Annotated in this window: 21 protein-coding genes; 18 read left to right on the plus strand and 3 right to left on the minus strand. The window is 70.5% G+C overall.

The window, feature by feature from the left end:
• The first annotated feature begins 22 nt into the window (after positions 1–22).
• The 9 genes from LXT23_RS08940 to LXT23_RS08980 all read left to right on the plus strand — a co-directional run bounded on the left by LXT23_RS08940 (position 23) and on the right by LXT23_RS08980 (position 12,988).
• Entirely contained in the window at positions 23–3,733 is a 3,711-nt protein-coding gene (locus LXT23_RS08940) for a valine--tRNA ligase (protein WP_253979689.1), read from the plus strand.
• 11 nt (positions 3,734–3,744) lie between these two features.
• Positions 3,745–4,617: a carboxylating nicotinate-nucleotide diphosphorylase gene (gene nadC / locus LXT23_RS08945; protein WP_253979690.1), complete on the plus strand. Its 873-nt coding sequence runs from the start codon at positions 3,745–3,747 to the stop codon at positions 4,615–4,617.
• Positions 4,618–4,940: 323 nt separating this feature from the next.
• Entirely contained in the window at positions 4,941–7,223 is a 2,283-nt protein-coding gene (locus tag LXT23_RS08950; protein ID WP_253979691.1) for a hypothetical protein, read from the plus strand.
• A gap of 139 nt (positions 7,224–7,362) precedes the next feature.
• Complete coding sequence (locus LXT23_RS08955; RefSeq protein ID WP_253979692.1) at positions 7,363–7,872, plus strand: RNA polymerase sigma factor; 510 nt, start codon at positions 7,363–7,365, stop codon at positions 7,870–7,872.
• Complete coding sequence (locus LXT23_RS08960) at positions 7,869–8,588, plus strand: hypothetical protein (RefSeq protein ID WP_253979693.1); 720 nt, start codon at positions 7,869–7,871, stop codon at positions 8,586–8,588. The genes LXT23_RS08955 and LXT23_RS08960 overlap by 4 nt, the downstream gene beginning before the upstream one ends.
• Entirely contained in the window at positions 8,585–10,126 is a 1,542-nt protein-coding gene (locus tag LXT23_RS08965) for a caspase family protein (RefSeq protein WP_253979694.1), read from the plus strand. The genes LXT23_RS08960 and LXT23_RS08965 overlap by 4 nt, the downstream gene beginning before the upstream one ends.
• A 78-nt stretch (positions 10,127–10,204) precedes the next feature.
• Complete coding sequence (locus LXT23_RS08970) at positions 10,205–12,004, plus strand: Ig-like domain-containing protein (RefSeq protein ID WP_253979695.1); 1,800 nt, start codon at positions 10,205–10,207, stop codon at positions 12,002–12,004.
• 100 nt (positions 12,005–12,104) lie between these two features.
• Positions 12,105–12,746, plus strand: a complete 642-nt coding sequence (locus tag LXT23_RS08975) for a hypothetical protein (RefSeq protein ID WP_253979696.1) — start codon at positions 12,105–12,107, stop codon at positions 12,744–12,746.
• Positions 12,743–12,988 carry a hypothetical protein gene (locus LXT23_RS08980; RefSeq protein ID WP_253979697.1) on the plus strand — a complete coding sequence of 82 codons (246 nt, stop codon included), beginning with the start codon at positions 12,743–12,745 and terminating at the stop codon, positions 12,986–12,988. Before LXT23_RS08975 ends, LXT23_RS08980 begins: the two co-directional genes overlap by 4 nt.
• 23 nt (positions 12,989–13,011) lie before the next feature.
• Here the strand turns inward: LXT23_RS08980 and LXT23_RS08985 are convergent, their stop codons facing one another.
• Entirely contained in the window at positions 13,012–14,631 is a 1,620-nt protein-coding gene (locus tag LXT23_RS08985) for an alkaline phosphatase family protein (RefSeq protein WP_253979698.1), read from the minus strand.
• A gap of 97 nt (positions 14,632–14,728) precedes the next feature.
• Between LXT23_RS08985 and LXT23_RS08990 the strand changes: the two genes are divergently transcribed.
• From LXT23_RS08990 to LXT23_RS09005, 4 genes are all read left to right on the plus strand, one after another.
• On the plus strand, positions 14,729–15,136 hold the full coding sequence (locus tag LXT23_RS08990) for an acyl-CoA thioesterase (protein ID WP_253979699.1): 408 nt from the start codon (positions 14,729–14,731) through the stop codon (positions 15,134–15,136).
• A 53-nt stretch (positions 15,137–15,189) separates the two neighbouring features.
• Entirely contained in the window at positions 15,190–16,155 is a 966-nt protein-coding gene (gene glpX, locus LXT23_RS08995) for a class II fructose-bisphosphatase (RefSeq protein ID WP_253979700.1), read from the plus strand.
• Between the two features lie 48 nt (positions 16,156–16,203).
• Entirely contained in the window at positions 16,204–16,629 is a 426-nt protein-coding gene (locus LXT23_RS09000; protein ID WP_253979701.1) for a type II toxin-antitoxin system RatA family toxin, read from the plus strand.
• 416 nt (positions 16,630–17,045) lie between these two features.
• On the plus strand, positions 17,046–17,222 hold the full coding sequence (locus LXT23_RS09005) for a hypothetical protein (protein ID WP_253979702.1): 177 nt from the start codon (positions 17,046–17,048) through the stop codon (positions 17,220–17,222).
• Positions 17,223–17,322: 100 nt separating this feature from the next.
• On the opposite strand, the gene LXT23_RS09010 is transcribed toward LXT23_RS09005, so the two are convergent.
• Positions 17,323–18,381 (minus strand): ADP-ribosylglycohydrolase family protein, encoded by a 1,059-nt coding sequence (locus LXT23_RS09010; RefSeq protein ID WP_253980412.1) that lies wholly within the window; start codon positions 18,379–18,381, stop codon positions 17,323–17,325.
• Between the two features lie 79 nt (positions 18,382–18,460).
• Between LXT23_RS09010 and eno the strand changes: the two genes are divergently transcribed.
• The 5 genes from eno to LXT23_RS09035 all read left to right on the plus strand — a co-directional run bounded on the left by eno (position 18,461) and on the right by LXT23_RS09035 (position 23,908).
• Positions 18,461–19,759 (plus strand): phosphopyruvate hydratase, encoded by a 1,299-nt coding sequence (gene eno / locus LXT23_RS09015; protein WP_253979703.1) that lies wholly within the window; start codon positions 18,461–18,463, stop codon positions 19,757–19,759.
• A 5-nt stretch (positions 19,760–19,764) separates the two neighbouring features.
• The gene (gene surE, locus LXT23_RS09020; RefSeq protein ID WP_253979704.1) at positions 19,765–20,553 is read left to right on the plus strand and encodes a 5'/3'-nucleotidase SurE; all 789 of its coding nucleotides are present in this window, start codon (positions 19,765–19,767) and stop codon (positions 20,551–20,553) included.
• Positions 20,554–20,555: 2 nt separating this feature from the next.
• A complete protein-coding gene (locus LXT23_RS09025) occupies positions 20,556–21,512 on the plus strand; it encodes a M23 family metallopeptidase (protein WP_253979705.1) in 957 nt (318 codons plus the stop codon).
• A gap of 136 nt (positions 21,513–21,648) precedes the next feature.
• Positions 21,649–22,755, plus strand: a complete 1,107-nt coding sequence (locus LXT23_RS09030) for a CsgG/HfaB family protein (protein ID WP_253979706.1) — start codon at positions 21,649–21,651, stop codon at positions 22,753–22,755.
• A 19-nt stretch (positions 22,756–22,774) separates the two neighbouring features.
• Positions 22,775–23,908, plus strand: coding sequence for a tetratricopeptide repeat protein (locus tag LXT23_RS09035; protein ID WP_253979707.1), 1,134 nt, complete (start codon positions 22,775–22,777; stop codon positions 23,906–23,908).
• Between the two features lie 48 nt (positions 23,909–23,956).
• On the opposite strand, the gene lexA is transcribed toward LXT23_RS09035, so the two are convergent.
• Positions 23,957–24,622: a transcriptional repressor LexA gene (lexA, locus tag LXT23_RS09040; protein ID WP_253979708.1), complete on the minus strand. Its 666-nt coding sequence runs from the start codon at positions 24,620–24,622 to the stop codon at positions 23,957–23,959.
• Positions 24,623–24,758 lie beyond the last annotated feature (136 nt).

The following is a 24,758-nucleotide window of genomic DNA, read 5'->3' on the forward strand; positions in this document are numbered from 1 at the left end:
TCCCCGGGGCCGGCAGTGTGCAATGACCGACACCACTGAACTGTCCAAGGCCTACGAGCCGACCGAGGTCGAGGCTCGCCGCTACGCCTTCTGGCTGGAGCGCGACTACTTCCGCGCCGAGCCCACCTCCGACAAGCCCGCCTTCTCCATCGTCCTGCCGCCGCCCAACGTCACGGGCAGCCTGCACATCGGCCACGCGCTCACCGCGACCATCCAGGACATCCTCACCCGCTGGAAGCGGATGAGTGGCTTCAACGCCCTGTGGCTCCCCGGCACGGACCACGCCGGCATCGCCACGCAGATGGTGGTGGAGAAGGAGCTGAAGAAGACCGAGGGCAAGAGCCGGCACGACCTGGGCCGCGCGAAGTTCCTCGAGCGCGTCTGGGAGTGGAAGGCAAAGTACGGCGCGCGCATCGGCGAGCAGCACCGCTTCCTGGGCGCCTCGCTGGACTGGAGCCGCGAGCGCTTCACCATGGACGAGCAGTCCTCGGCCGCGGTGCGCGAGGTCTTCGTCCGCCTGTACGAAGAGGGCCTGATGTACCGGGCCCAGAAGCTCATCAACTGGTGTCCCTCGTGCCGCACCGCCCTGAGCGACCTGGAGGTGGAGCACGAGGAGAAGAACGGCTCCATCTGGCACATCCGCTACCCGGTCAAGGACACGGAGCGCACGCTCACCGTGGCCACCACGCGCCCGGAGACGATGCTGGGCGACACGGCGGTGGCCGTGCACCCGGAGGACGAGCGCTACCAGGACCTCATCGGCAAGCACGTGGTGTTGCCGCTGACGGGCCGTGAGATTCCCATCATCGCGGACGCCGAGCTGGTGGACCCGAAGTTCGGCACCGGTGTGGTGAAGGTGACGCCCGCGCACGACTTCAACGACTACCAGACGGGGCTGCGGCACAAGCTGCCGATGCTCACCATCCTCGACGACGCCGCGCGGATGACGAAGGAGACCGGCAAGTACGCCGGGGTGGACCGCTTCGAGGCGCGCAAGCAGGTGCTGGCGGACCTCACCGAGCAGGGGCTGCTGGAGAAGGAGGAGCCGCACAAGCTGTCGGTGGGCACCTGCCAGCGCTGCTCCACCGTGGTGGAGCCGCGCCTGTCTCCGCAGTGGTTCGTCAAGATCGAGCCGCTGGCGAAGCCGGCCATCGAGGCGGTGGAGCAGGGCCGCACGAAGTTCGTGCCCGAGTCCTGGACGAACACGTTCTTCCACTGGATGCGCAACATCCACGACTGGTGCGTCAGCCGCCAGCTGTGGTGGGGCCACCAGATTCCCGCGTACTACTGCACCACGTGCAGCCCCCGGCAGGGCGACGACACGGACCTGGCCCTGGATGCCCCCACGGTGAAGGTGGGCGGGGTGGACTTCGCGCGCGCGGAGCCCATCGTCGCGCGCGAGCAGCCCAAGGCCTGCCCGAAGTGCGGCGGCGCGTCCTTCATCCAGGACCCGGACGTGCTGGACACCTGGTTCTCGTCCGGGCTGTGGCCGTTCTCCACGCTGGGCTGGCCGCGCGCCACGCCCGAGCTGAAGACCTTCTACCCGACGTCCGTCATGGAGACGGGCCACGACATCATCTTCTTCTGGGTTGCCCGGATGATGATGATGGGCCTGCACTTCATGGGCGATGTGCCCTTCCGCACCGTGTACCTGCACGCGATGGTGCGCGACGAGAAGGGCGAGAAGATGGCCAAGACGAAGGGGAACGTCATCGACCCCCTGGACATCGTCCTCGGCGCCCCGGCGGACAAGCTCCCGGCGATGCTGCGGAACAAGTTCCCGCAGGGCATGCCGCCGTTCGGCGCGGACGCGCTGCGCTTCACGCTCGCGTCGCTCACCCAGCAGGGCCGGGACATCAAGCTGTCGGTGGAGCGGCTCTCCGGCTACAAGGCGTTCTGCAACAAGCTGTGGAACGCCAGCCGCTTCGCCCTGATGAACATGGGCGAGTTCCAGCTGGACTCGCGCCCGCTCACCGAGCGCAAGCTGACGCTGGCGGACCGGTGGATCCTCTCCCGGCTGCAGCGCGCCACCACGGAGACGCGCGCGGCGCTGGACGCGTACGGCTTCGCCGAGGCGGCCTCCACGCTGTACCAGTTCCTCTGGGCCGAGTTCTGCGACTGGTACATCGAGCTGGCCAAGGGCTCGCTGTACGGCGAGGACCCGGAGGCCAAGGACTCCACCCGCGCGGTGCTCGTGTACAGCCTGGACCGCATCCTGCGGCTGCTGCACCCGTTCATGCCGTTCATCACCGAGGAGATCTGGCAGAAGCTGCCGATGTCCCGGCCGACGGACAGCATCATGATTGCCTCGTACCCGGAGCCGGACGCCGCGCTGCTGGATGAGGCGGCCGAGGCGGAGATGGCGCCCGTCGTGGCCGCCATCGAGGGCCTGCGCACCCTGCGTGGCGAGAGCAACCTGCCGCCCGCCACCAAGGTGAAGGCCTTCATCCAGAGCCCGGACGCGCGCACGCGGGAGCTGCTGGAGCGCTGGCGTGGCTACCTGATGCCGCTGGCCGGCCTCTCCGAGGTGCAGGTGGGGGCCCCGGGCGCGAAGCCTCCGCAGGCCGCCGCCTTCGTCGGCTCCAACCTGGAGATCTACGTCCCGCTGGCGGGTCTCATCGACCTGGACGCGGAGCGGGACCGCCTGCGCAAGGAGATTGCCCGCGCCGAGCAGGAAGCGGCGGGGGTGCTGCGCAAGCTGGAGAACCCCAACTTCGTGGCCAAGGCGCCCCCGGACGTGGTCGAGAAGGACCGCGCCCGCGTCGAGGAGCTGAATGAGCGCAAGGCCAAGCTTCAGGACCACCTGCAACGGATTGCCCCGGAGCCTTCCATGCCCGAGCACGTGCCGTCGGAGAGCAGCACGCCGTCCGAGAGCAACACGCCGTCCACGGAGGACAACCGCCTCCCCTCAGCCCCGGCCCAGGTGAAGGTCGCCCCGACGCAGGAAGAGAAGGGCGGCGTGGACCTGGGCCAGGAGCTGAAGGGTGAGATGGGGGACTCGGGCGCCGCGCCCGAGGCTCCGGACACCCAGGTCCAGGATGCGCTCGCGAAGCTGCGCGAGGGGACCAGGGAAGGCCTGTCCGCGGCGGACCACCATGACCTCGGCGTGGCGTACATGAGCATGGGGCTCGTGGACGACGCGATGCGGGAGTTCAACCGGGCCAAGGAAGGCGGAGAAGTCCGCGAGGCCCCGGCCACTGTCGCCGAGGCGGCTCCTGCGGCCGAGCAGGCCCTGGCGAAGCGGAAGGCCGCGGCGAAGAGCAAGCCGTCCGCTCCCGCGAAGGTGCAGGGGGACAAGCTGGCTGCGCCCGCGCAGGCCCGCGAGCCCGCGAGCCCGGCGAAGGCGAAGCAGTCGTCCGCTCCCGCGAAGGTGCACGGGGACAAGCTGGCGGTGACGGCGGCTCCGGCGAAGAAGGCCGCGGCGCCCGCGAAGAAGGCTTCGGCTCCGGCGAAGAAGGCCGCCGGGAAGAAGGCCGAGGCTCCGGCGAAGAAGGCCAGCGCCAAGAACGCCCCCGCGAAGAAGGCAGCGGTGAAGAAGGCCGCCGCGAAGAAGACGGCGGGCAAGGCGCCGGCGAAGAAGGCGCCGGCGAAGAAGGCGGCCGCGAAGAAGGGTGCGGCGGCGAAGAAGGCGGCGGGCCGGAAGGCTCCCGCGAAGAAGGCTCCCGCGAAGAAGGCGCCGGCGAAGAAGGCCACCCGGGCGAAACCCTCGGCACGGGCGAAGGCCCGGCGGTAACTGGAGGAGACGTGCAGCAGGACTATCTCGACCGGCTCATCTCGCTCGCCCTCGATGAGGATCTCGGGGCGGCGGGAGACGTCACCTCGCAGGCCCTCATCCCTCCCGACGCGGAGGGCAGCGCGGAGCTGGTCGCCAAGGAGCAGCTGGTGCTCGCGGGACTGGGCGCGTTCACCCGTGTCTTCCACATGGTCGACCCGGAGGTCGAGGTGGAGCTGGTCCGCCGCGACGGCGAGGAGATCAAGCCGAAGGTGGTGGCCGCGCGCTGCCATGGACGGATGCGCTCGCTCCTGGCCGCGGAGCGCACCGCGCTCAACCTCGTGCAGCGCGCCGCCGGCATCGCCACCCTGGCCCAGCAGGCGATGACGTCGGTGCGGGGGTCCAAGCTGAAGGTGCTCGACACCCGCAAGACGCCGCCGGGCATGCGCACCCTCGCCAAGGATGCGGTTCGCATGGGCGGCGCGTCCAACCACCGCTTCGGCCTCTTCGATGGCGTTCTCATCAAGGACAACCACATCGCGGCGGTGGGCGGCTCCGTCGCCGAGGCCCTCCGCCTGGCCAAGGCGCACGGTCCCCGGCTGACGAAGATTGAAATCGAGGTCACCAACCTCAAGCAGCTCGCCGAGGCCATCGAGGGCGGCGCCGACGTGGTGATGCTCGACAACATGGACGACGCGCAGATTCGCGAGGCCGTGAAGCTCACGGCCGGACGGGTGCCGCTCGAGGTCTCTGGTGGCGTCACGCTGGACCGGCTGCCCCGGCTGGCGAAGCTGGGCGTGGACTTCGTGTCCATGGGCGCGCTGACGCACTCCGCGCGGGCCATGGACCTGTCGCTGGAAATCACCGGCGCCGCGAAGAAGCCTCGCAAGCCGAAGCAGGCCTAGCAGTCACTGCATGGGCGGGGGAGCTGGCCCCCGCCCGTTGTAGACAGTTTCTCATTGTTTCAATCCCCGAGTGCCAGCACCTGGAAGCCCTGTCGTCGCGGCAGCGCGGTATGTCGACGGCATGTGGGCGTTCTTCCTCAGGGAGCCACGCTGAGCGTGGCTGGCGGGCCGCGGTTCAGGTGCCCACGACTCGCGAGCATCGGCTCCGCTGACGGCGGCGCAATTGTTGCTCAATTGCTCGCGTACTCCTGGCGCGGGTGTGGGGCCTGTCACTCACAAGTGACGCCGCGCCTATCTAGAGAGCTGTCCAGAGGGGGATGAACGTGAATGCAACGGAAGTGAAGGGAAGCCAGGGCGCCGGTCTCGTCGGCGGCTCGGACTCGACGAACCAGGCCGTGGACGATGCGCAGGATGCGGCCCGGGCCGCGGCCGAGGCGGCACGCAAGGCGGCTGAAGCCGCCGCGGCTGCCGCGGCCGAGCGCAACGCGGAGAAGGCTCGCGAGCTGGAGGCCAAGGCGAAGGCGCTGGCGGAGACGGCGGCGAAGGCGGCGCAGAAGGCGAGCAACGCCGCGGCGAAGCTGGCGGGCGCGTTGGAGAAGCTGGAGAACCGCGGCAAGAGCGACCTCAAGCTGGCCGCGGCGGTGGAGAAAGCCACGGCCGCCGCCAAGGCCGCCAGGTCGAGCTCTGCCGCCGCCATGAACAGTGCCGCCGCGGCGACCCGCTCCAGGGCGCAGAAGCCGGTGGACCGCTATGAGAGCATGAAGGACAAGAAGCTCGAGTACGGTCCGCCCGCTCCGCAGGCGAAGCCGTCGACCCCGTCCAATGGCGCCGTCTACGGTCCGCCCGCCCCGCAGGCGAAGCCGTCCGCTTCACCCACGGGCGCCGTGTACGGTCCGCCGGCTCCGCAGCCCCGGGCGTGGCATCCGCCCATGGCGCCGCCAACCTCGCAGCCGGCCTGGAACCGCGATTCCTTCGCGGGGCCCTCGCTCCAGGACCCCTTCTACAAGCCCGCCCCCAAGCCGCTCACGCCGGAGCAGCGCCTGGAGCTCGTGCGCGAGCGCAAGCTCGAGCAGCTGGACCGGGGCGCTCCGATGCCTCCCAGCAATCCCGTCCCCCAGGGCTTCTCCGTCTTCGAGCTCGGAAAGGCCGGGCCCATGGAGACCAAGTCGGGCGTCGTGGTGGAAGGAGAGCTCTACAACTCCCCCGAAATCACTGCGCGCGGCATGAAGCTCACCGCCGGAGTCGAAGGCACGGCCGAGTATCAGCGGAGCCTGAAGGCGTCGCAGCCCAAGCTCCAGCCCGGCGGCGGAATGACGGTCACCTTCGAGGTGAAGCAGGAGGTGAAGGGCGAGCTGTCTCCTGGCATCAACGTGGAGCGCGGCCTGGTCTCGGGCCGTGCGGCCACCAAGCACGCCCTGGGCCGTGAGACCACCTATGAGTTCACGGTCCCCGCGGACAAGGCCGAGCTCTACCAGCGGGATCCACTGCGCGCTCCGGACCCGTTCAACCCGAAGACGCTGCCGGAGGGCGCGACGCTCGTCATCAAGATGGACGACGTGCGCAGCGATGCCGTCGAGCTCGAGCTGGGGCACGCGGTGGGCGCCATGCCCTCGAAGCAGAAGCCCGGCGCGGATGGCCTGGCCGAGCCCAACCTGGTGAGCGTGGGCGGTCGCATCGAGACGGGCGGCGCGGAAATCTCCGGTCGCTCGGTGGCCATCGAGCGCCTGGAGGGCGACACCGTGCGCCTCATCGCGGGCCCGACGGAGGGACTCAAGGGGTCCTTCGCCCTCAGCGGCTTCGTCGGGGACGCGGACGGCACCTTCGAGGGCTCCATCAAGGCGGAGGTCGAGCGCTCCTTCGCCACACAGAACCTGCGGACGGTGGACCTGGACCTCAGCAAGCCCGGTGCAGCCGTCGTCTACGAGCACTTCCTGCGCACCGGCCAGCTCCCGGCGGGCGGAGGCAGCGCGGCGGTGGGCGGAGCCGAGGTCTACCAGTCCAGCTTCAAGGCCGGGGGCAAGCTCGAGGCGGCGGGGCGCTACGAGAAGGGGAGTGCCTCGGTGGCGGTGAACACCGAGTACGGCATCGACCAGAAGCAGACCTTCGGCCAGGACGGCTCCATCAGCTCGGAGTTCACCGTGAGCCAGGGGGACCGCACGGTGCAGATCTCCGAGGCCTACACGGCGGATGGCAAGGTCGACCCGAAGGGGACGGGCACCCGCTACCTCGTCCACGGCGCGCCGCAGGAGGTTGCCGAGGGCTTCCAGCGCAGCTTCAGCCCTCCGGAGGAGTTGAAGGGCAAGAAGCCCGCCCCCATCAGCGGCTCCCAGCAGGTGGAGCTCAGCCTCACCCCGGCGCAGGCCACCGAGCTGAGTGGCGTCGCGAAGGCGTACGTGGCTGATTGGGAGGCCCAGAACAACCAGAGCTTCAACTCCGCCACGGAGCCGCTCATCTGGGCGCTGGCCAATGCGCAGGACTCCAACGAGGCGTCGACGGCCCTGGCGGACGCGGGAGGGAGGAACGAGGACTACTACGCCCTCACCCGGCTGGCGGACTTCCACGGCCAGGTGCTCCCGGGAACCGTGCGGATGGTGCCCTCGAAGTAGTCCGCCAGCGCCTCGGGGCCGGAGAGTGGCGGCGGGGATTTTCGCCACTACGCTGCAGGGTTGAAGCCCACCCGCGTCTTTTTTCGCGGGTGGGTTCCCATGCGGGCCGGCTCGCTTGTCTCAAGGGCGTGGAGAGCCAATGGCACGAGGACTGAGCGCCTCGGAGCTCACAGATATCTACGAATTCTACGCGCCCACGGTCTACCGGCGGGCCAGGGCCCTGCTCGGCCGTGATTCGGACGCCTGGGATGCCGTGCAGGAGGTGTTCTGCCGGCTGCTGGAGTCCGGGGGCGCGTTCCGCGCGGAGGCGCGCCCCATGACCTACATCTATCGGGTCACGACCAATGTCTCCCTCAACCTGCTGCGCTCTCGCGCCTTGAGGGATGTGGCGGCTGAAGAGTCCCCGCCGGAGGACGCGAGGGAGATGCCGGAGGAAGTGGAGGCCCGCAACCTCCTGCGCGCGCTCTCGCGCGAGCTGGATGAGCGGGCCCTGCAGATTGCCACGCTCCACTTCATGGACTCGCTCACCCAGGAGGAAATCGTGGAGGTGGTGGGGCTGTCGCGAAAGACGGTGGGCCGGGAGCTGGAGAAGGTGCGCGCGCGGGCGCGCGAGCTCGCCCTGGAACCCCGGCAGGGGGCGCACTCATGAGTGAGCATCTGTCGGACCTGCTGCTGGACGAGCTGATGCTGGGAGCGCGGCCACTCCCTCCGCACGTGGACGCGTGCGAGCGGTGTCGGGCGCGGCTGGCCCTGCTTCGCACGCGGGCGACGGCCACCCGGGCCTCCCAGGACTTCCCACGCCGGCGACAGCAGGTGCTGGCCCGCGTTCCCCCTCCCGCGCCGTCGCGTTCGGTGTTCTCCTGGCTGCGCTACGCCGCTCCCGTTGCCATGGCCATGGGGCTCGCGACGCTGGTGTGGTTGCGGGAGCCGTCCGAGGGCGTCCGTGTGAAGGGCGGGCCCTTCGTGTCGCTCGTCCGTCAGCGGGACGGTGCCGTGGACGCACCCCTTCGGCCCGGGGACGTGGTGACGCTCTCGCTGCATGCGGCGCCCTACCGGTACGCCCTCGTGCTCGCCACCGATGCGACGGGGGGGGTGTCTCCCCTCTGGCCAGCGCGCGGGGACCTGAGCGGAGAGCCGGCCGCGCTCGGGGTTCCGCCCACGTTCGTCGTCACTCCCGGGGACTTCACCCTCGACGCGTTCTTCTCCGACGAGCCCCTTGCGCTCTCACAGGGACAGACCGCCGTCTCCCTGGCCGTGGCCGCCTGCGTGTCCCGGAAGCAGCCCCCGGATTGCCAGCCACCGGCCCGTGTGGCGGGCGCAGTGCGCCACCACCGCCTCTCCGTCTCCGTGACCTCCGACCCATGATGCTCCTCACGCTGCTGACCGCCGCGCTCCTGTCCCAGTCCCCCGGCACGCAGCCCGGCGCCGAGCCCCTGCCCAGGCGGTATGCCTTGCTGGTCGGCGCCAACCAGGGGCTCACGGCGGACACGCCGCTGCGCTTCGCGGACTCCGACGCGCGCCGCGTCTTCACCCTGTTCCGCGATGCGGGCGGGCTGGGGACGCAGGACGCGCAGCTCGTCCTGGACGCGGACGCGGGACGGGTGCGGGCCGCGCTGGAGGTGCTGCGCGCGCGCATGGCTCGCGAGGCCGGTCCGGCGGATCAGCTCCTGGTCTACGTGTCGAGCCATGCGGACGGGGACTCGTTGCACCTGTCCGGCAGCCAGCTCCCGGTGAAGGAGTTGGTGCGGTTCATGGAGGAGGCTCCGGTGGGCGTGGCGGTGATGTTCATCGACTCGTGCCGCTCGGGAGCCGCCACGCGCGTGAAGGGACTGCAGCCCGTGGAGGAGCGGCTCGTCCAGTGGTCCGCGCCGGCCATCCAGGGGCGCGTCATCGTCACGTCCTCGAGCGCCGACGAGCTGTCGCAGGAGGCGGATGACCTTCAAGGCTCGTACTTCACGCACCACCTGCTGGCGGGCCTGCGCGGCGCGGGAGACGTCACCCGGGATGGGCGCGTCACGCTTCAGGAGGCCTATACGTATGCGTACGGGCGGACGGTGGAGTCGACGCTGCTCACGCGCGCGGGCACCCAGCACCCGGCCTTCCTCTTCGACCTGAAGGGGCAGGGCGAGCTGGTCCTCACCGCCCCCGTCTCCGCATCGAGCCGCCTGGTCATCACCGTGCCCGAGCCGGGGGAGTGGGTGGTGGCCACGGAGGAGGGTGGCATGGTGCTGGGGGTCTTCTCCAAGGGCACCGGGCCGGTGATGCTCGCGGTTCCACCCGGTGGCTACCGGCTGCGAGTCCGGCGCGACACGTCCTGGCTGGAGACACGCATCACCGTGCCCGAGCGGGGCGTCGCGACGGTGGATGGGCCACTGCTGCGACAGGGCACGCTGGTCGCCAGGCGGGAGAAGGGCGAGGCGCCGCCGGACTGGCGCGGTGGAGTGAGCCTGGGGGGCAGCGTCGCGACCCGCACCGCGCGCGGTCTCGGCGCGGCCCTGGGGGTGCAGGGCCTGGTGGTCCTGCGGACTCCCGTGGTGCCTGGAGTCGTGGATGCGCTCTCGGTGACGGCCGCCCGGCGGTCCAGCGACTCCGATGCGCTCGCGAGCTTCCGTCAGACCGAGTGGGAGCTGCGGCTGGGGTTGGGACATCACTTCAAGGGGAAGGAGGGCACCATCGTCTTCGGGCCCGAGGTCGGAGGGCTGCTCGTCCTGCAGTCGGAGGACGGAAAGTCCTGGTCGGGCTTCGCGCCCTATGGGGGCGTGGGGTTGTCCGCCTGGCTCAGCCTGGAAGTCGTCTCGGTCGTGGTCACCGGCGCCGCGGGCTTCGCGGCGTTCCCCGATGCGTCGGGCACGCGGTTCGCGCCGCGCCTGGGAGCCAGCGCGGGCCTGGGCTGGATTTTCTGAAGCAGGCCGGTTCCCAGGGGCGCCGGACGGCGTGTCCAACGGGTACGTCCGGCCGCCGCCGGCACCTCAGGAGCGCCCATGTCATTCCTGTCCGTCTTCCACCGCTTCCGCGCAGCCCCCGTTGCCTCGTTGGGGGTGCTGATGCTGCTCGGCTGTGGCTCACTCGCTGATGGCTCCGCGCCGTCCCCTTCAGACGAAATCAAGCTGGACATCAACGGTCCCCGGGAGACTGACCATGTCCGAGGCCCGCTCCTCGTCACCGTGAAGGTCACCGGTGCCGCCACGCCCGACAAGGTGCAGCTGTTCCGTGGCAATGCCTTGCTGGCCACCCTCATCCCTCCCTTCCAGTACACCTGGGACACCGCCGACGAGAAGGAAGGCGTCTACCCGCTCAAGGCCCGGGCGGAATGGAATGGGTGGACGTTCGAAAGCCCCCTCCACACCGTCGTGGTGGACCGCACGCCCCCCGTGGTGAAGGCGGTGTGGCCGGTGGGGCACAACGTGCACGTCACGGAGTCCGTCGCCATCCGCGTCACGTTCTCGGAGCCGATGCTGCCCTCGAGCGTGCGGATGGATCAGCTCATGAACAGGTCATATCCGGTATCCGCGAAGCTCTCGGAAGACGGCATGAGCCTGGGCGTGCCGCAGTCCAGGAGCTCTGCCCCCAACCAGGACGATGCCAGCCTGAACCTGGAAGGACTCACCGACCTCGCGGGGAACCCACTGCTCGAACCGGGCGGGCCCAAGACCCACTCGTGGACGTGGAAGCTCCCGCTCTTCTGGACGTCAGCGGCGAGCGGGTCCGAGGCGGTGACCGATGGCGTGGCGCTGGCGCTGGAGGCGAATGGAAACCCCGTCGTCGCCTACAGCGCGAAGGGGTACGCTGAGTCGCCGCCCCTGCCGGGAGAGCACCTGTTCGTGAAGCGATGGACCTCGGAGGGCTGGACGCGGGTGGGGGGCCTGCTGTCGGTGGGTCCGGTCCAGGCGTCCACGAAGCTGCGCAACCCCCTGCTGGTCCTCGGCTCGGACGGCAACCCCGTGGTGGCCTTCCTCCAGGGCCGCGAGGGCGAGCCCGGGCGCATGCTCCAGGTGTTCCGCTGGGACTCCGCCACCTGGCAGCCCCTCGGCTCCACGCTGAACGGCGCACAGCAGCGGGAGGTGCACGGCGCGGCGCTCGTCATGGACTCCGAAGGACGGCCCATCGTGGCGTGGAGCGACGTGGAGGGCCTCCACGTCGCGCGCTGGGAGGTGAATCAGTGGGTGGCGCTCGGAGGCCTCCAGCGGGGGACGCCTGGGGCGGGAGTCGTCTCCGCGCAACCGCCTTCGCTGGCCGTCGATGGGGCGGGACGTGTCGTCCTGTCCTGGGCCGAGGCGGGGAGCGCGGAGGGGGCGCCGGAGCTGTACCTGCGGCGGTGGACTGGCACCCTCTGGGAGCCGTTGGGGAAGACCCTCAAGGGAGACACCGGAAGGGGCATCCGGGAGCACGCGCTCCTCCTCTTGCCGAACGGCGGGCCCATGGTCGCCTGGAGCGAGGGACCTGAGCCGTTCGGCTCCTGGGAGTCATCGGTCTATGAGGGCTCCCTGTCCGAGACGGGCTGGACGATGGCGGCGGTCTGGAGGTCTGCTGCGCGGGCCGAGGCTCGTGGGCCGGCCCTGGCGCTCGATGCCGAGGGCCGTGCGCTGGTGGCCTGGAATGACGGCGGGGAGGGCTCTGGCATCTATTTGAATTGGTTTCCGTCCGGCTCCAGCTCCTGGTCAGACCTGGCGGTCATCGGGTCCGGCTCCGCGCGCCTGTCCATGGCGGTGAGTCCACTGATGGGGCCATTGATTGCCTGGACCGATGGCGCCGGCGCCCGTGTCGCCTGGCTCAACAAGTGAGTCTGTGTTGCGTGGGCGGAGCGCCGACTTGCCAGGCACCACGGCAACTGCGTTGTGCTAGTGACGCGCCTCGACCCCTTTTTGGAATCGAGGACTGTCAATGCAAGTGATGCTTCGTGGTGCCCTGCTGTGCTCCCTGTTCGTCGTGGTCGGCTGTCCCAAGCGCATGGACCCGATGCCGACGGAGCCGCAGCCGCAGCTCCCGTCCGTCACGGAGGCCTGTGACGCGCAGCAGAAGGCCATCTCTCAGGAGGCGGACACGCTCGCGAGCCCGTACGGCATCGACCCGCACGTCGACAAGAACTTCAAGGACCGCCAGGTGTCCTGGCTGATGCCCGAGGGGCTGTACCAGAAGTACGTCGTGCAGACGGGCGCGAAGAACTTCGGGCGCTGCAACGACACGGCCTGCTACCTGTTCGCCGCCCCCACCGGCACCATCCAGAAGGCCGTCGCGGACTCGATGGTGGGGGGCACGGGGACGCATGACCCCGCCGTCCTCGGCAAGGCGCTCGGGCTGCCGGCCAAGAACTTCGAGGGCCCGCTGCGCATGATGACCCTGAACCTGGCGGCGACGAAGACCTGCGCCCGCCTGCCGGTGGAGGCGGACCCGGGCGTGTGGAAGTGCCAGACCCCCGAGGACACCGACTGCTGGAAGTTCGGCGGCTACACCACTGGCGGCATCCCGGAGGTCATGGTCATCAACGCGCCCGTCGAGCAGGCCCAGGTGACGGAAGTCCCATGAGCGACGAGGAGGTGCTCTACCAGAGCCCGCTCCTCTACCGGCTGCTGCGCGCCGCGGACGGCACGCTGTCGCTCGAGGTCGTGGTGGGCGGAATCTCCCAGTACGAGGTCCGCGTCCGCCTCGATGAGCAGGAGGCAGCGGCCTGGGCCCGCGAAGGCCCTGCCTTCACGGACCGCATGGCCCGGGACATCATGGCCAACCCGCGCTTCGGCGGGCGCTCGGTGCGCGTTCCGAACGTCTGAGCCGCGAGGCCGGGAAGGGCTGCTCACTTCCCGGTGAGAATCTCCGGAAGGGGCTTGCCCTCCGCCGCCGAGGGCATGCCCATCTCCAGCAGCGCGGACAGCGTGGGCACCACGTCCACGGGGTCGATTTCTCCCAGGTGCGTCCCCGGCTTGATGCCCTTGCCCGCGAACACCACGGGCACCTGCGAGTCGTACGCGTACGGCGTGCCGTGGCTGGTGCCCTCGGTGTCCGTGTAGAGCAGGTGGAAGGGCTTGAGCATGTACAGCACGTCGCCGCTGCGCTCCGGGTAGTAGCCCTTGCGCAGCGGCGCCAGGTGCCCCGCCACGTCCGGCGCGGTGAACAGGTCGTCCCGGGCCACCGCCGCCACCACCGCCGGGTGCTTCGCCAGCCAGGCCGCCGCCGCGCGCCGCACCGCCGCGCCGTCTCCCTTGCCGCCGCCCTCCAGCGACTTGCCGCTCAGGTACACGTCCAGCTCCTCCAGCGTCGCCGTCACGTCCCCGCCGAACTGCTTGCGCAGCTCCTGCGTCAGCGCCTGCGCCAGCACGGCCGGCTTCAGCCGCTGCGCCGGCAGGCCAGAGGCCGCGAGCTGCTCGGGCGCCGCCGCCCCGCCGTGGTCCGCCGTCAGCGCGATGACCAGGTTGGCCCGGCCCCCGGCCGCGCGCTCGGCCGCGGCGACCAGGTCTCCCACCGCCTTGTCCAGCCGCAGCAGCGTGTCCTGCATCTCCCACGAGTAGGCGCCGAACTCGTGGAACACCAGGTCCGTCCCGCTGATGCTCACCGCCAGCAGGTCCGGCACGTCGTCCTTGCCCAGCCCCTCGCCGGCGATGGCCGCCTTCGCCGCCTCCACCAGCACGTCATGCGAGTAGGGCGACACGCCGAACGCCTTGTAGAAGAGGGGCCCCGGCGTGGGCATGCCGCCGTCCAGCGGGTGCGGGAAGGTGCGGCCCAGCCCGTACGCGTCCGCCTCGTAGCTGCGCTCGTCCTCGCCCACGTACTCCGCGCGCGGCCGCAGCAGCTCCCACTTCTTCCCGAAGTAGGACTCCGGCAGCTTGCGCGCGTTCAGCTCCTTCACCCAGGTGGGGAACTCCTTCGTGTACCAGGTGCCCGTCACGAACTTCCCCACGCCGTCGTCGAACCACCAGGCCTGGCCCAGCCGCCCGGCCAGGGCGATGGCCGCGCGCGACTTGAGCGACACCGCCACCGCCTTGCCGCGCTCCTGCGTGGCCACCCGCAGCCGGTCCGCCAGCGTCTCCACCATGAGGTTGGCCGGGCTGGAGTCCTGCCCCGGCGTCAGCGGCACCTCCAGCACCGGGTGGGCCGGGTCCGCGAAGACCGACACCGGCTTGCCCGTGGCCCGGTCCACCCACCGGTTGTCGATGACGCCGTGGCGCCACGGGTTGGCGCCGGTGGAGAGGGTGGCATGGCCCGGCGCGGTGCGGCACTCGGCGAAGGCGTAGCGGGCGTACGGGTAGAAGGCACCCGCGGTGAGCAACTGACCCAGCCCGCCCTGGAGCCGGGGGCGGTTGCGCAGCAGCACGTCGCTGCCGAGCGCGTCCACGGTGATGAGCAGCGTGAGGCGCGGCGGACGGGCCGAGGCGGGCAGGGCGGCCAGGGCCGCCACCAGCAGGAGGGCTCGAATCATACGTATTAGAAGCTGACCCGGTCGGCTGGTGGGAAGCAACCAACATCCGGCGCGAGTGCATTGACGCTGGACAGTGCCCTGTTACGGTCAACGCTTCATGGTCGAGGCCCGACTTCGCGTCATCTACGGCGACACGGACCAGATGGGTGTCGTCTACTACGCGAACTACTTCCGCTACTTCGAGTTCGCCCGCAGCGAGTACTTCCGCGCGCGCGGCGGCAGCTATGCCGAGCTGGAGCGCTCCGGCCTGTTGCTGCCCGTCGTGGAGGCGAGCTGCCAGTACAAGGCCTCCGCGCGCTATGACGACCTGCTCGTCATCCAGGCCTCGGTGAGCGAGTTGCGCCGGGCCTCCATCGTGTTCACCTACGAGCTATTCCGCGACGGTGAGCCGCGCACCCTGCTGTGCACCGGACGTACCCTGCATGCCTGCGTGGGGCGCGACGGCAAGCCCACCCGGCTGCCGGACGCCATCACCCGGCTGATGAAACCCCCGGAGCCCTCCTGAGGGGCGCTCCCACTTCCACCTGAAACCTTCAGGGAACACCAAGGAGTACACACATGGATCGCAACCTGGCTATGGAGGTCGTGCGCGTCACCGAGATGGCGGCCATCGCCTCCGCCCGACTGATGGGCCGCGGCAACAAGAACGAGTCGGACCAGGCGGCCGTGGACGCCATGCGTCGCGCCTTCGACGCCCTGCAGATCGACGGCACCGTCGTCATCGGTGAGGGAGAGCGCGACGAGGCGCCCATGCTCTACATCGGTGAGAAGGTGGGCAAGCGCGGCGAGGGCGCCCCCGAGGTGGACATCGCCCTGGACCCGCTGGAGGGCACCAACCTGTGTGCCTACGGCCGTCCGGGCTCCATCTCCGTGGTGGCCATGGCCGGCAAGGGCGGGCTGCTCAACGCCCCGGACACGTACATGGAGAAGCTGGCGGTGGGCCCCCGCGCCCGCGGCGCCATCGACCTGCGCAAGTCCCCCACGGAGAACCTCCGCAACATCGCGGAGAAGATGAAGGTCTACGTGGAGGACCTCACCGTCGTGGTGCTGGACCGCGAGCGGCACGCGGACCTCATCAAGGAAGTGCGCGCGGCGGGCGCCCGCATCCGCCTCATCGAGGACGGGGACGTGGCCGGTGCCATCGCCACCTGCTTCGAGGGCACCGGCGTGGAGGTGCTGATGGGCATCGGCGGCGCGCCCGAGGGCGTCATCGCCGCGGCGGCCATGCGCGCCACCGGCGGTGACATGCAGGGCCGGCTCGTGCCCCGCAACCAGGGCGAAATCGACCGCGCCAAGAAGATGGGCATCACCGACATGTCCAAGATCTACACGGCGGAGGAGCTGGCGAAGGGCGAGGTGATGTTCGCCGCCTCCGGCGTCACCACCGGCGACTTCCTCAAGGGCGTGCGCTTCTTCGGCGGCGGCTGCGAGACGCACTCGGTGGTGATGCGCAGCAAGACGGGCACCGTGCGCTTCATCCAGTCCCTGCACAAGTTCGACAAGAAGCCGGGGTACGCTTTCTAGAGCCGTACCTCACGCGGCAACCGAGCCTCATCGGAGACGGAGTCACCCATGCCTGGCGCCACGCGGACCATCGTCATCAACGCTCCCGTCGAGAAGGTCTTCGACGTCATCACCCAGTACGACCGCTACCCGGAGTTCCTCCCGGAGGTGAAGGAGATCCGCACCGCCAACCGGGAGGGCAACACCGTGGTCATCCACTACAAGGTGGAGGTCATGAAGACGGTCCGCTACAGCATCCGCGTCACCGAGGAGCGCCCCCGCCGCATGTCCTGGACCTTCATCGAGGGCGAGGTCATGAAGGACAACAAGGGCAGCTGGGTGCTGGAGCCCGAGGGCGAGGGCAAGACGCGGGCGACGTACAACGTGGAGATGGCCCTGGGCCTGCTGGTGCCCAAGGCCGTCGTCAACGCCCTGGTGGACACCTCGCTCCCCAAGATGCTGGACGCCTTCAAGCGCCGCGCCGAGGCCCTCTGAGGCCACCCCTCCAGGGAGGCCCTTGGAACCCCCCGCCCGGACCCGGGTCCAGGTCCGAAAAGACCTCTGACGCAGCTCGTCAGCCCTCCCGGAAGCGGGCGGGCGGGCGGGCACCCTTGCGGGGTGGGTTGCCGCCCCGAATGTCATGGGTCTGCCCACGGGTTGTGCGGCTTGCGGGCTGACGCGAGGGCATTAGAATGAACACCATCCCGACCGGATTTTCGGCGTCCATGACATTCCTGCCCCGGTGGCCCTGGCCTGGATGTCGGGTGGCGGACGAGCAACCGTGCGAGATGGCTGCGCCGTGTCGCGTGTGGAACCGGGGTTCTTATTTTGCATCTGAGAGTGGCGGAAATGGTAGTGGGGCGGGACGGGCGTACATCGGGGTACGTAGGCTGAGGGAGACGGAAGGACCCATGCTCGACGCCTTCATCATCGAAGAAATCAAGCGACGTGAGCGCCGCCGGGAGGACCATGACCGGCCCGTGGTGGAGCTGCCGTTGCCGGCTCCCGACGACCGCCCGCGGCGCCGGACGGAGACTGACGACGAGAAGCCCCAGCGGGGCGTGGTGGTCATCGACCTGCTGTCCTGATTCCTGAAACCGCGGCCCTGGCGCCGCACCGTGTGTCCCGAAGCCCGCGTGGGTGTCCTCCAGAGGACGGCCCCCGCGGGCTTCTCGCATCCAGGGGCCTTCAGGCCGCGAGCGCCAGGAGGTGTCTGGGGTGGTACACGTCCCAGAGGGGGCCCTTCACCGTGGCCAGGGCCTCCAGCACGCCCTTGCGCCACGCGGCGGGCAGGGCTTCCTCGCCATGGAACGCCCCCACCAGGGCGCCGGTAATCGCGGCGTGGGCCTCGGTGTCGCCCCCGCGGTGGACGACGTCCAGCAGCGCGGCCTCGGCGGTGGGGGCGTGGAGCAGCTCCCAGAAGGCCAGCCGGAAGGCGACGCGGACGGCGTGCAGCGGCCGGTGCAGGTGCAGCTCCGGGCCGTACAGCTGCGGGTCCTCCTTGCGGGCCAGCTCCAGGTCCTCGCGCAGGAGGGCGGACGCGTGCGTCACCTCGTGGACGTGGTCCTTGTCGGAGCGCCCGAGCGCCGCGCCGGCCACCAGCAGGCCCGACTCCGCGGCGGAGAGCAGGTCCTCGGCCTTCAGCTCCGCGCCGCTGGTGACGGCGCGCGCCAGGGCGGCGTTGAAGGCGGCGCAGGCCAGCTGGCAGCGCGGGTCGAAGTGGGTGAGGGCGGAGTCCTCCAGTGAGGCCTGGGTGCGCGCGGCGGTGTTGCCCGCCAGGTACACGCCCAGCGGCGCGGTGCGGGCCAGGCTCCCCGCGCCGGCGGGCTGGCGGAAGGCCCGCAGCCACACGCGCCGGCCGGCCCCCAGCGGAGGGCCCGCCTGGCAGTCCTCCAGCACCTCCTTCATCGGCTCGCTGACGTCGAAGGCGTGCGGCTGCCAGGCGCGGTAGCGGCGGAGCGCGTCGGCGGCGTCATAGCGCTTGAGGTCCCTCAGGCTGTGGCCGAGGCAGCACGCGAGCTGGACTTCCTCCGTCACCTGCCCCTTGCGCAGCTCGTGGGGCCCCCCGCCCATCAGCTGGGAGTAGGGCCCGTCGGCCGGGGTGGGGAAGGGCACGGAGATGAGGGGCCGGTGCGCGGTGGGCACAGCCAGGGCGTTGCCCACGGCCAGGCCCAGGAGCGCGCCCCGGCGACGCTGGGCGAGGAGGGGATCAGGCCCCCGAGGGGCATTGCGGCGGTTGGGCGGCATTCGACGGGTGGACACTGTAGCAGTGCCGGATGCGACCACGCTTGCCCCCTCCGGGGCCCTCTTCTAGAAACGCCCGCCTATGACCGAGATTGCTCAGATTCTGGCGCGTGAAGTGCTCGACTCCCGCGGCAACCCCACCGTGGAGGCCGAGGTCCTCTTGACGGGTGGCTCCCGAGGCCGCGCGGCGGTGCCGTCCGGGGCCTCCACCGGCGAGCACGAGGCCATCGAGCTCCGTGACGGCGACAAGGGCCGCTACCTGGGCAAGGGCGTGAAGAAGGCCGTGCGCAACGTCATCGACGTGCTGGCCCCGGCGCTGGTGGGCCTGGACGCGGCGGACCAGTTCTCCGTGGACCAGAAGATGCTGGAGCTGGACGGCTCGCCCACCAAGGGCAAGCTGGGCGCCAACGCCATCCTCGCGGTGTCCATGGCGTGCGCGCGCGCCGCGGCGGACGCGCACGGGCTGCCGCTGTACCGGTACGTGGGCGGTGCCCAGGCGCGCACCCTGCCGGTGCCGCTGATGAACATCCTCAACGGCGGCGCGCACGCGGACACCCGCGTGGACGTGCAGGAGTTCATGGTGGTGCCCGCGGGCGCCCCCACCTTCGCGGAAGGGCTGCGCTGGGGCGCGGAGGTGTTCCACGCGCTGAAGAAGATTTTGAAGGGCCGCAAGCTGGCCACCGGCGTGGGCGACGAGGGCGGCTACGCCCCGGACCTGCCGGCCAACGAGGAGGCCCTGAAGCTCATCATGGAGGCCATCGACGCGGCGGGCTTCAAGGCCGGCGAGCAGCTGTTCCTGGCCCTGGACGTGGCGGCCAGCGAGTTCTTCGACAAGGGCAGCAAGAAGTACGGCCTCAAGGGCGAGGGCAAGGAGTACGACTCGTCCGGGCTGCTCGACTACTACCGCGGCCTGTCCGAGCGCTACCCCATCATCTCCATCGAGGACGGCATGGCGGAGGATGACTGGGAGGGCTGGAAGAAGCTCACCGACGCGCTGGGCGGCAAGCTGCAGCTGGTGGGCGACGACCTCTTCGTCACCAACGTGGAGCGGCTGTCGCGCGGAATCGACAGCGGCGTGGCCAACTCCATCCTGGTGAAGGTGAACCAGATTGGCTCGCTGACGGAGACGTTCGACGCCGTGCGCATGGCGCACAAGGCGGGCTTCACGTCGGTGATGAGCCACCGCTCCGGCGAGACGGAGGACACGACGATTGCCGACCTGGCCGTGGCCCTGGACTGCGGGCAGATCAAGACGGGCTCGGCGTCGCGCTCGGACCGCGTGGCCAAGTACAACCAGCTGCTGCGCATCGAGCAGGAGCTGGGCGCGGCCGCCCGCTATGCCGGCAAGTCCGTCTTCCGCTCGCTCGCGCAGAAGAAGTGAGCCCGGTGAGCGACAAGAAACCGCGAATCCTCGTCTCCAACGACGACGGCTACTTCTCCGACGGGCTCAAGGCGCTGGTGGAGGCCGTGAGCCCGCTGGGAGAGGTGTGGGTGGTGGCGCCGGACCGGGAGCAGAGCGCCACCTCGCATGCCATCTCCCTGCACCGGCCGCTGCGCATCAAGGAGGTGCGGGAGCGGTGGTTCGCCGTGGACGGCACCCCGGCGGACAGCGCTTATCTGGCGATCAACCATCTCCTGAAGGATGATCGCCCCACTCTCATGGTGTCCGGCATCAACCACGGTCCGAACCTGGCGGAAGACGTCATGTACTCCGGCACGGTGGCGGCGGCGATGGAGGGGGCCCTGCTCGGGGTGCCCGCCATCGCCTTCAGCCTCGTCGCCCGGGGGACGTTCGACTTCGGCCCGGCGGCCCGCTTCGCGCGCTCGCTGGTGGCCAGCGCGCTGGCGCAGCCCCTGCCGCCGAGGATGCTCCTCAACGTGAATGTCCCCGGTGGCGTGGAGCCGGCGGGCTACGTCGTCACGCGCCAGGGCCGGCACACGTACGGGTACGAGGTGGTGGAGAAGGAGGACCCTCGTGGCCGCAAGTACTACTGGATTGGCGGCAGCGAGTACCAGCACGAGGACATCCCGGGCAGCGACTGCAACGCGGTGCACCGGGACAAGCTCATCTCCATCACCCCGCTGCACTTCGAGCTGACGGACCATCCCCGCATGGCCGAGCTCGCGGGGTGGCGGCTCGACGGCTTCGCCCGGCACGAACCGGACGGTGCCTAGCGTTGCGGCCGTCCGTGTCCAGCCGAGCGGGTGGGGCGCTCCGGGTCTTCCTCGTGGCCGTGCTGTTCGCCGGCTGCGTGGGGCCCCGGGCCGCTGCCCCCGGGCCGGAGACGGCGCTGGACTCAGGCGATGAGTCCTCCTGGACGCGCCCCGCCGTGTCCGGGCCCGCTACGGACACGGGCTCGGGCGCTCCGACGGGGAAGCGGAGCGCGCTGCCGTTCGCCCTGAGGTCGGCGCATCCGGAGCCGGAGCTGGTGTCCGCGCGCCACCGCGTCGCCCCGGGCGAGACGATGTATCGCATCGCGAAGACGTACGGCCTCACGGTGGAGGAACTGGGGGCCGCCAACTCCATCAAGGCCCCGTGGACGCTGGCGGTGGGGCAGGAGCTCGTCGTCCCCGGACAGGAGCGCGAGGCTCCGGAAGAAGTCCTGGCGGAGGCGGACCCGGAGCCGGTGCGGACGTCCGCGGAGGTGCCCCGGCGCCGGGGGCCCACCGTGGCCCGCCGTGAGGAGCCACCTTCGCGTTCCCGTCCGCTGTCGCGTGCCGGCCCGGGCGCTCGGCCGCGGGTGGCCACGCAGGGCATGATCGACTGGCCGCTCAGGGGCGTGCTGTACGGGCGGTTCGGGAAGAAGGGCAAGGAGCCGCATGACGGCGTGGACCTGGCCGCGCCGAAGGGCACACCGGTGAAGACGGCCCAGGCCGGCACGGTGCTCTACGCGGGCGAGCAGCGGGGCTACGGCAACATCGTCATCGTCGAGCACTCGCAGCAGCTCATCACGCTGTACGCGCACAACCAGGATTTGCGCGTGAAGACGGGGCAGCGGGTGCTGCGCGGGCAGGTCATCGCCACCGTGGGCGAGTCGGGCAAGACGTCCGGGCCGCACCTGCACTTCGAGGTCCGCATGGACGGCAAGCCGGTGGACCCGCTCGACTACCTCGGGCCGATGCCGTCGACCTGACGGGGAGCGGCTGTCAGCTCGGACGGGGACCGGCGCGGCGACCCGGTGGACTCGGGCAATCCAGGACCGGCCGTCCGCCACGGGGGCACCAGCCGTTCCTCCGTCAGAAGCCGAGGTGAGGGTAGAGTGTCGCTCCGTGTCGCGCCTCCTCCCGCTGCTGGCCTCCCTCTTCGTCCTCCTCGCTACGGCCGCCCGTGCCCAGACGCCGCCCGTGGAGGGCAGCGCCGACGCCCCGGCCCCGGTGATGGCGGCTCCCGCGGCCGCCCCGGCCGCCCCGGCGAAGGAGTCGCAGAAGGAAGCCCTCGTCGTCGCGGTGCTGGCGCTCGAGTCCAATGAGGCGGGCCGCGACTCCGCGCCCGGTGTCACCTCGCTCATCGTCTCCCGCCTCGCCGAGTCCCCGAGCCTGCGCGTGCTGTCGCAGCGAGACCTCGAGGCCCTGCTCGACGCCGAGCGCCAGCAGCAGCTGCTCGGCGGCGCGCCCTGTGACGGCGGCGCCTGCCTCCAGGAGCTGGCCTCCGTCTCCGGTGCCCGCTACGTCGTCACCGGCCGCCTGGACCGCTTCGGCGACCAGTACCTCCTCACCGCCAACCTCGTGGACACCTTCGGCGGCAGGAGCCTGGCCAGGCCCCGCGCCGAAGCCCCCGAGGCGGACACGCTGCTGCGCACCGCCGGGGCCGTCGCCGACCAGCTCGTCGCCTCGCTCGTCACCCCGGAAGATGGCTTCTCGCCCCGCCCGCTGCTGGGGGGCTCGACGTCGACGGGCGGCGGCGGGCTCACCCTGGGCCTGCGCATCAACAACAACTTCATCCAGAACCTGGCCACCCTGAACCCGGGCGTCGACCTGGAGGTGGGCTACTGGTTCCACCCCGAGTGGGTCGGCTTCGCGCAGCTGGGCTTCTCGTACGTGCGCTCCAACGAGGAGGGCGCCAAGGGCGGGCTCAACGTCCTGCCCAGCGTCATCGGCGCGCGGCACTACCACAACGTCGCGAAGTCCCTGCGTCCCTACTGGGGCCTGGGCCTGGGCGTGCAGCTGTCCTTCGGCGACTTCGGCATCTTCCAGTCCACCGGCCCGCTGCCCACCGTCGTCGGCTTCGTCGGCCTCGAGTACCTCGTCGCCGGCCACGTGGGCATCCAGCTCGAGGCAGGCACCAACGTCGCGCAGGCCGTGCTCGGACTGGCGGACTCCAAGCTGGGTGACGGCCTCAACCTGGACCTCAATGCCGGCATCGCGTACCACTTCTGAGAGTCGGAGCCCCTACCTCATGTCCCCGCGCGTCCTGCCCCTGCTCGCCCTGCTCGCCGCCATCGCGTGCGAGGACTCCACCCCCAAGGTCTCCGCCAAGGACCACGCGGAGGGGCTCTACATCAAGGGCACCGCCGAGTACCTCCAGGGCCAGTTCGAGGCCTCGCTCAAGTCCTTCGAGGCGATGAAGCAGCTCGCCCCGCAGGACCCGCGCCTGCCCGCCGCCCGGGGCGAGGTGTACCTGTCCATGGGCCGCCTCAACGAGGCCGCAGCCGAGTTCGAGGCCGCCCTCGTCCTGGACCCCAAGCGCTCCACCAACTGGAGCCGCCTGGGCTTCATCCAGGCCCAGCTCGGCAAGGTGTCCGAGGCCCAGAGCTCGCTGCGCAAGGCCATTGGCCTGTTCCCCAACGACTTCAACGCCCTGGAGGCCCTGGGCGAGCTGCACCTCAAGAAGGGCGAGCACACCGAGGCCGTCCGCCACTTCACCCTGGCCTCCAACGCGGCGTCCGGCGAGGCGAAGTCCGCCCTCCTCATGCGCGCCCTGGACGTGCTGTCGCAGCAGGGCCGGCACGCGGAGGTCCTCGCGCTGGCGCAGAAGGGCGTGTCCGAGGGGACTCGCTCCGCCGAGGTGCTCACCGCCCTGGGGGACGCGCTCGTCCACGCCGGGAAGCTCCCCGAGGCCGCCGCCGCCTACCAGGACGCCGCGGGCCTGGCCCCGAGAGACCCGACGCTCTGGGAGCTGGTTGGCGAAATCCACATGCGCCTGGACAAGCCCGGCGAGGCCATCTCCGCCTACCAGGAGTCCCTGAAGGTGAAGGACCGGGCCGTCGTCCACGTGGCCCTCGCCCGCGTCCACCTGGCCATGAACAACCGCGCCGCCGCGGAGGACGAGCTCACCGCCGCGCTCGCGTCCGTCTCCGGCAAGGACACCCGCGAGCTGCGCGACCTGGCCGGCCTGCTCTCCGACCTGGACCGCAAGCCGGATGCGCTGCGCATCCTCGCCAGCCTCAGCGCCGAGGAGGATTACGTGAAGGACGCCGAGCTGCAGCTCACCACCGCCCGGCTGGCGCGGGAGCTGAAGGACACCTCGGTGCAGCAGGCCGCGTGCGCTCGCGCCACCGCGGCCGATGCTGGCGTGAAGAAGTGCCCGTGAGGCGTGCCCGGGCCCGGTGAACGGGGCCCGGAGCTGAAACCGCGCTGGCTAGACGCGCCCGCCCTGGAGCTTGCGGTACACGCCCACCACCTGGCCCAGAATCATGGTCGAGCGGAAGTCCGCGCGGCTCACGTAGATGGGCTGCATGGTGGCGTTGGCCGGCTGGAAGCGGATGCGCTCGCCCTCCGGGTAGTAGCGCTTCACCGTGGCCTCGTCCTCGATGAGGGCCACCACGATGTCACCCGGCTGGGCCGCCGGCGTCTTCTTCACGAAGAGGTAGTCGCCGTCGTGGATGCCGTCGTCAATCATCGACTGCCCCTTCACGCGCAGGGCGAAGACCTCGCGGCCGTTCACCCCCCCGAGCAGGAAGCTGTCGATCTTGACCGAGTCCTCCATGTGCTCCTGCGCGAGCAGGGGGGCACCGGCCGCCACCTTGCCCAGCAGGGGCACCTCCACCATGCCCGCTTCCTTCTTCATCCCCAGGCCCAGCGCGAGCCTCGCCCGCTTGGTGGGCACCAGGGAGCGGCTCTGCTGCTCGCCCCGGTTCAGGTAGCCCTTGCGCTCCAGGGCCTTGAGGTGGTCGTTCACCCCGTTGGTGGAGCGGATGTCCATCTGCTCGCCAATCTCGCGGATGGTCGGCGGGAAGCCCCGCGTCTCCGTCTCCTTGACGATGAAGCTCAGAATCTCGCGCTGGCGTTCCGTAAGCTCTTCCATCCGCTCCCTCCCTCGGCCGGCGCCCCGATAGGGGCTCGGGCGTGCAGGCAACAGGCTTTCAGTGTCACTTTCCCTGAACAGACGTGTAGAGTCAATTCGTTCGGCGTCCCCCCGCGTACTCACCGTGCGTGCTGAA

It is taken from the genome of Pyxidicoccus xibeiensis (assembly GCF_024198175.1).
GTDB lineage: Bacteria > Myxococcota > Myxococcia > Myxococcales > Myxococcaceae > Myxococcus > Myxococcus xibeiensis.

Bases quoted from the DNA above. Each gene is read 5' to 3' on its own strand.
- LXT23_RS08985 (WP_253979698.1), bottom strand. From the start codon at position 14,631: ATGATTCGAGCCCTCCTGCTGGTGGCGGCCCTGGCCGCCCTGCCCGCC.
- LXT23_RS08965 (WP_253979694.1), top strand. From the start codon at position 8,585: ATGATGCTCCTCACGCTGCTGACCGCCGCGCTCCTGTCCCAGTCCCCC.
- LXT23_RS09005 (WP_253979702.1), top strand. From the start codon at position 17,046: ATGCTCGACGCCTTCATCATCGAAGAAATCAAGCGACGTGAGCGCCGC.
- glpX (WP_253979700.1), top strand. From the start codon at position 15,190: ATGGATCGCAACCTGGCTATGGAGGTCGTGCGCGTCACCGAGATGGCG.
- lexA (WP_253979708.1), bottom strand. From the start codon at position 24,622: ATGGAAGAGCTTACGGAACGCCAGCGCGAGATTCTGAGCTTCATCGTC.
- LXT23_RS08955 (WP_253979692.1), top strand. From the start codon at position 7,363: ATGGCACGAGGACTGAGCGCCTCGGAGCTCACAGATATCTACGAATTC.
- LXT23_RS08990 (WP_253979699.1), top strand. From the start codon at position 14,729: ATGGTCGAGGCCCGACTTCGCGTCATCTACGGCGACACGGACCAGATG.
- LXT23_RS08975 (WP_253979696.1), top strand. From the start codon at position 12,105: ATGCAAGTGATGCTTCGTGGTGCCCTGCTGTGCTCCCTGTTCGTCGTG.
- LXT23_RS09000 (WP_253979701.1), top strand. From the start codon at position 16,204: ATGCCTGGCGCCACGCGGACCATCGTCATCAACGCTCCCGTCGAGAAG.
- LXT23_RS08970 (WP_253979695.1), top strand. From the start codon at position 10,205: ATGTCATTCCTGTCCGTCTTCCACCGCTTCCGCGCAGCCCCCGTTGCC.
- LXT23_RS08960 (WP_253979693.1), top strand. From the start codon at position 7,869: ATGAGTGAGCATCTGTCGGACCTGCTGCTGGACGAGCTGATGCTGGGA.
- LXT23_RS08940 (WP_253979689.1), top strand. From the start codon at position 23: ATGACCGACACCACTGAACTGTCCAAGGCCTACGAGCCGACCGAGGTC.
- eno (WP_253979703.1), top strand. From the start codon at position 18,461: ATGACCGAGATTGCTCAGATTCTGGCGCGTGAAGTGCTCGACTCCCGC.
- LXT23_RS09035 (WP_253979707.1), top strand. From the start codon at position 22,775: ATGTCCCCGCGCGTCCTGCCCCTGCTCGCCCTGCTCGCCGCCATCGCG.
- LXT23_RS09010 (WP_253980412.1), bottom strand. From the start codon at position 18,381: ATGCCGCCCAACCGCCGCAATGCCCCTCGGGGGCCTGATCCCCTCCTC.
- LXT23_RS08980 (WP_253979697.1), top strand. From the start codon at position 12,743: ATGAGCGACGAGGAGGTGCTCTACCAGAGCCCGCTCCTCTACCGGCTG.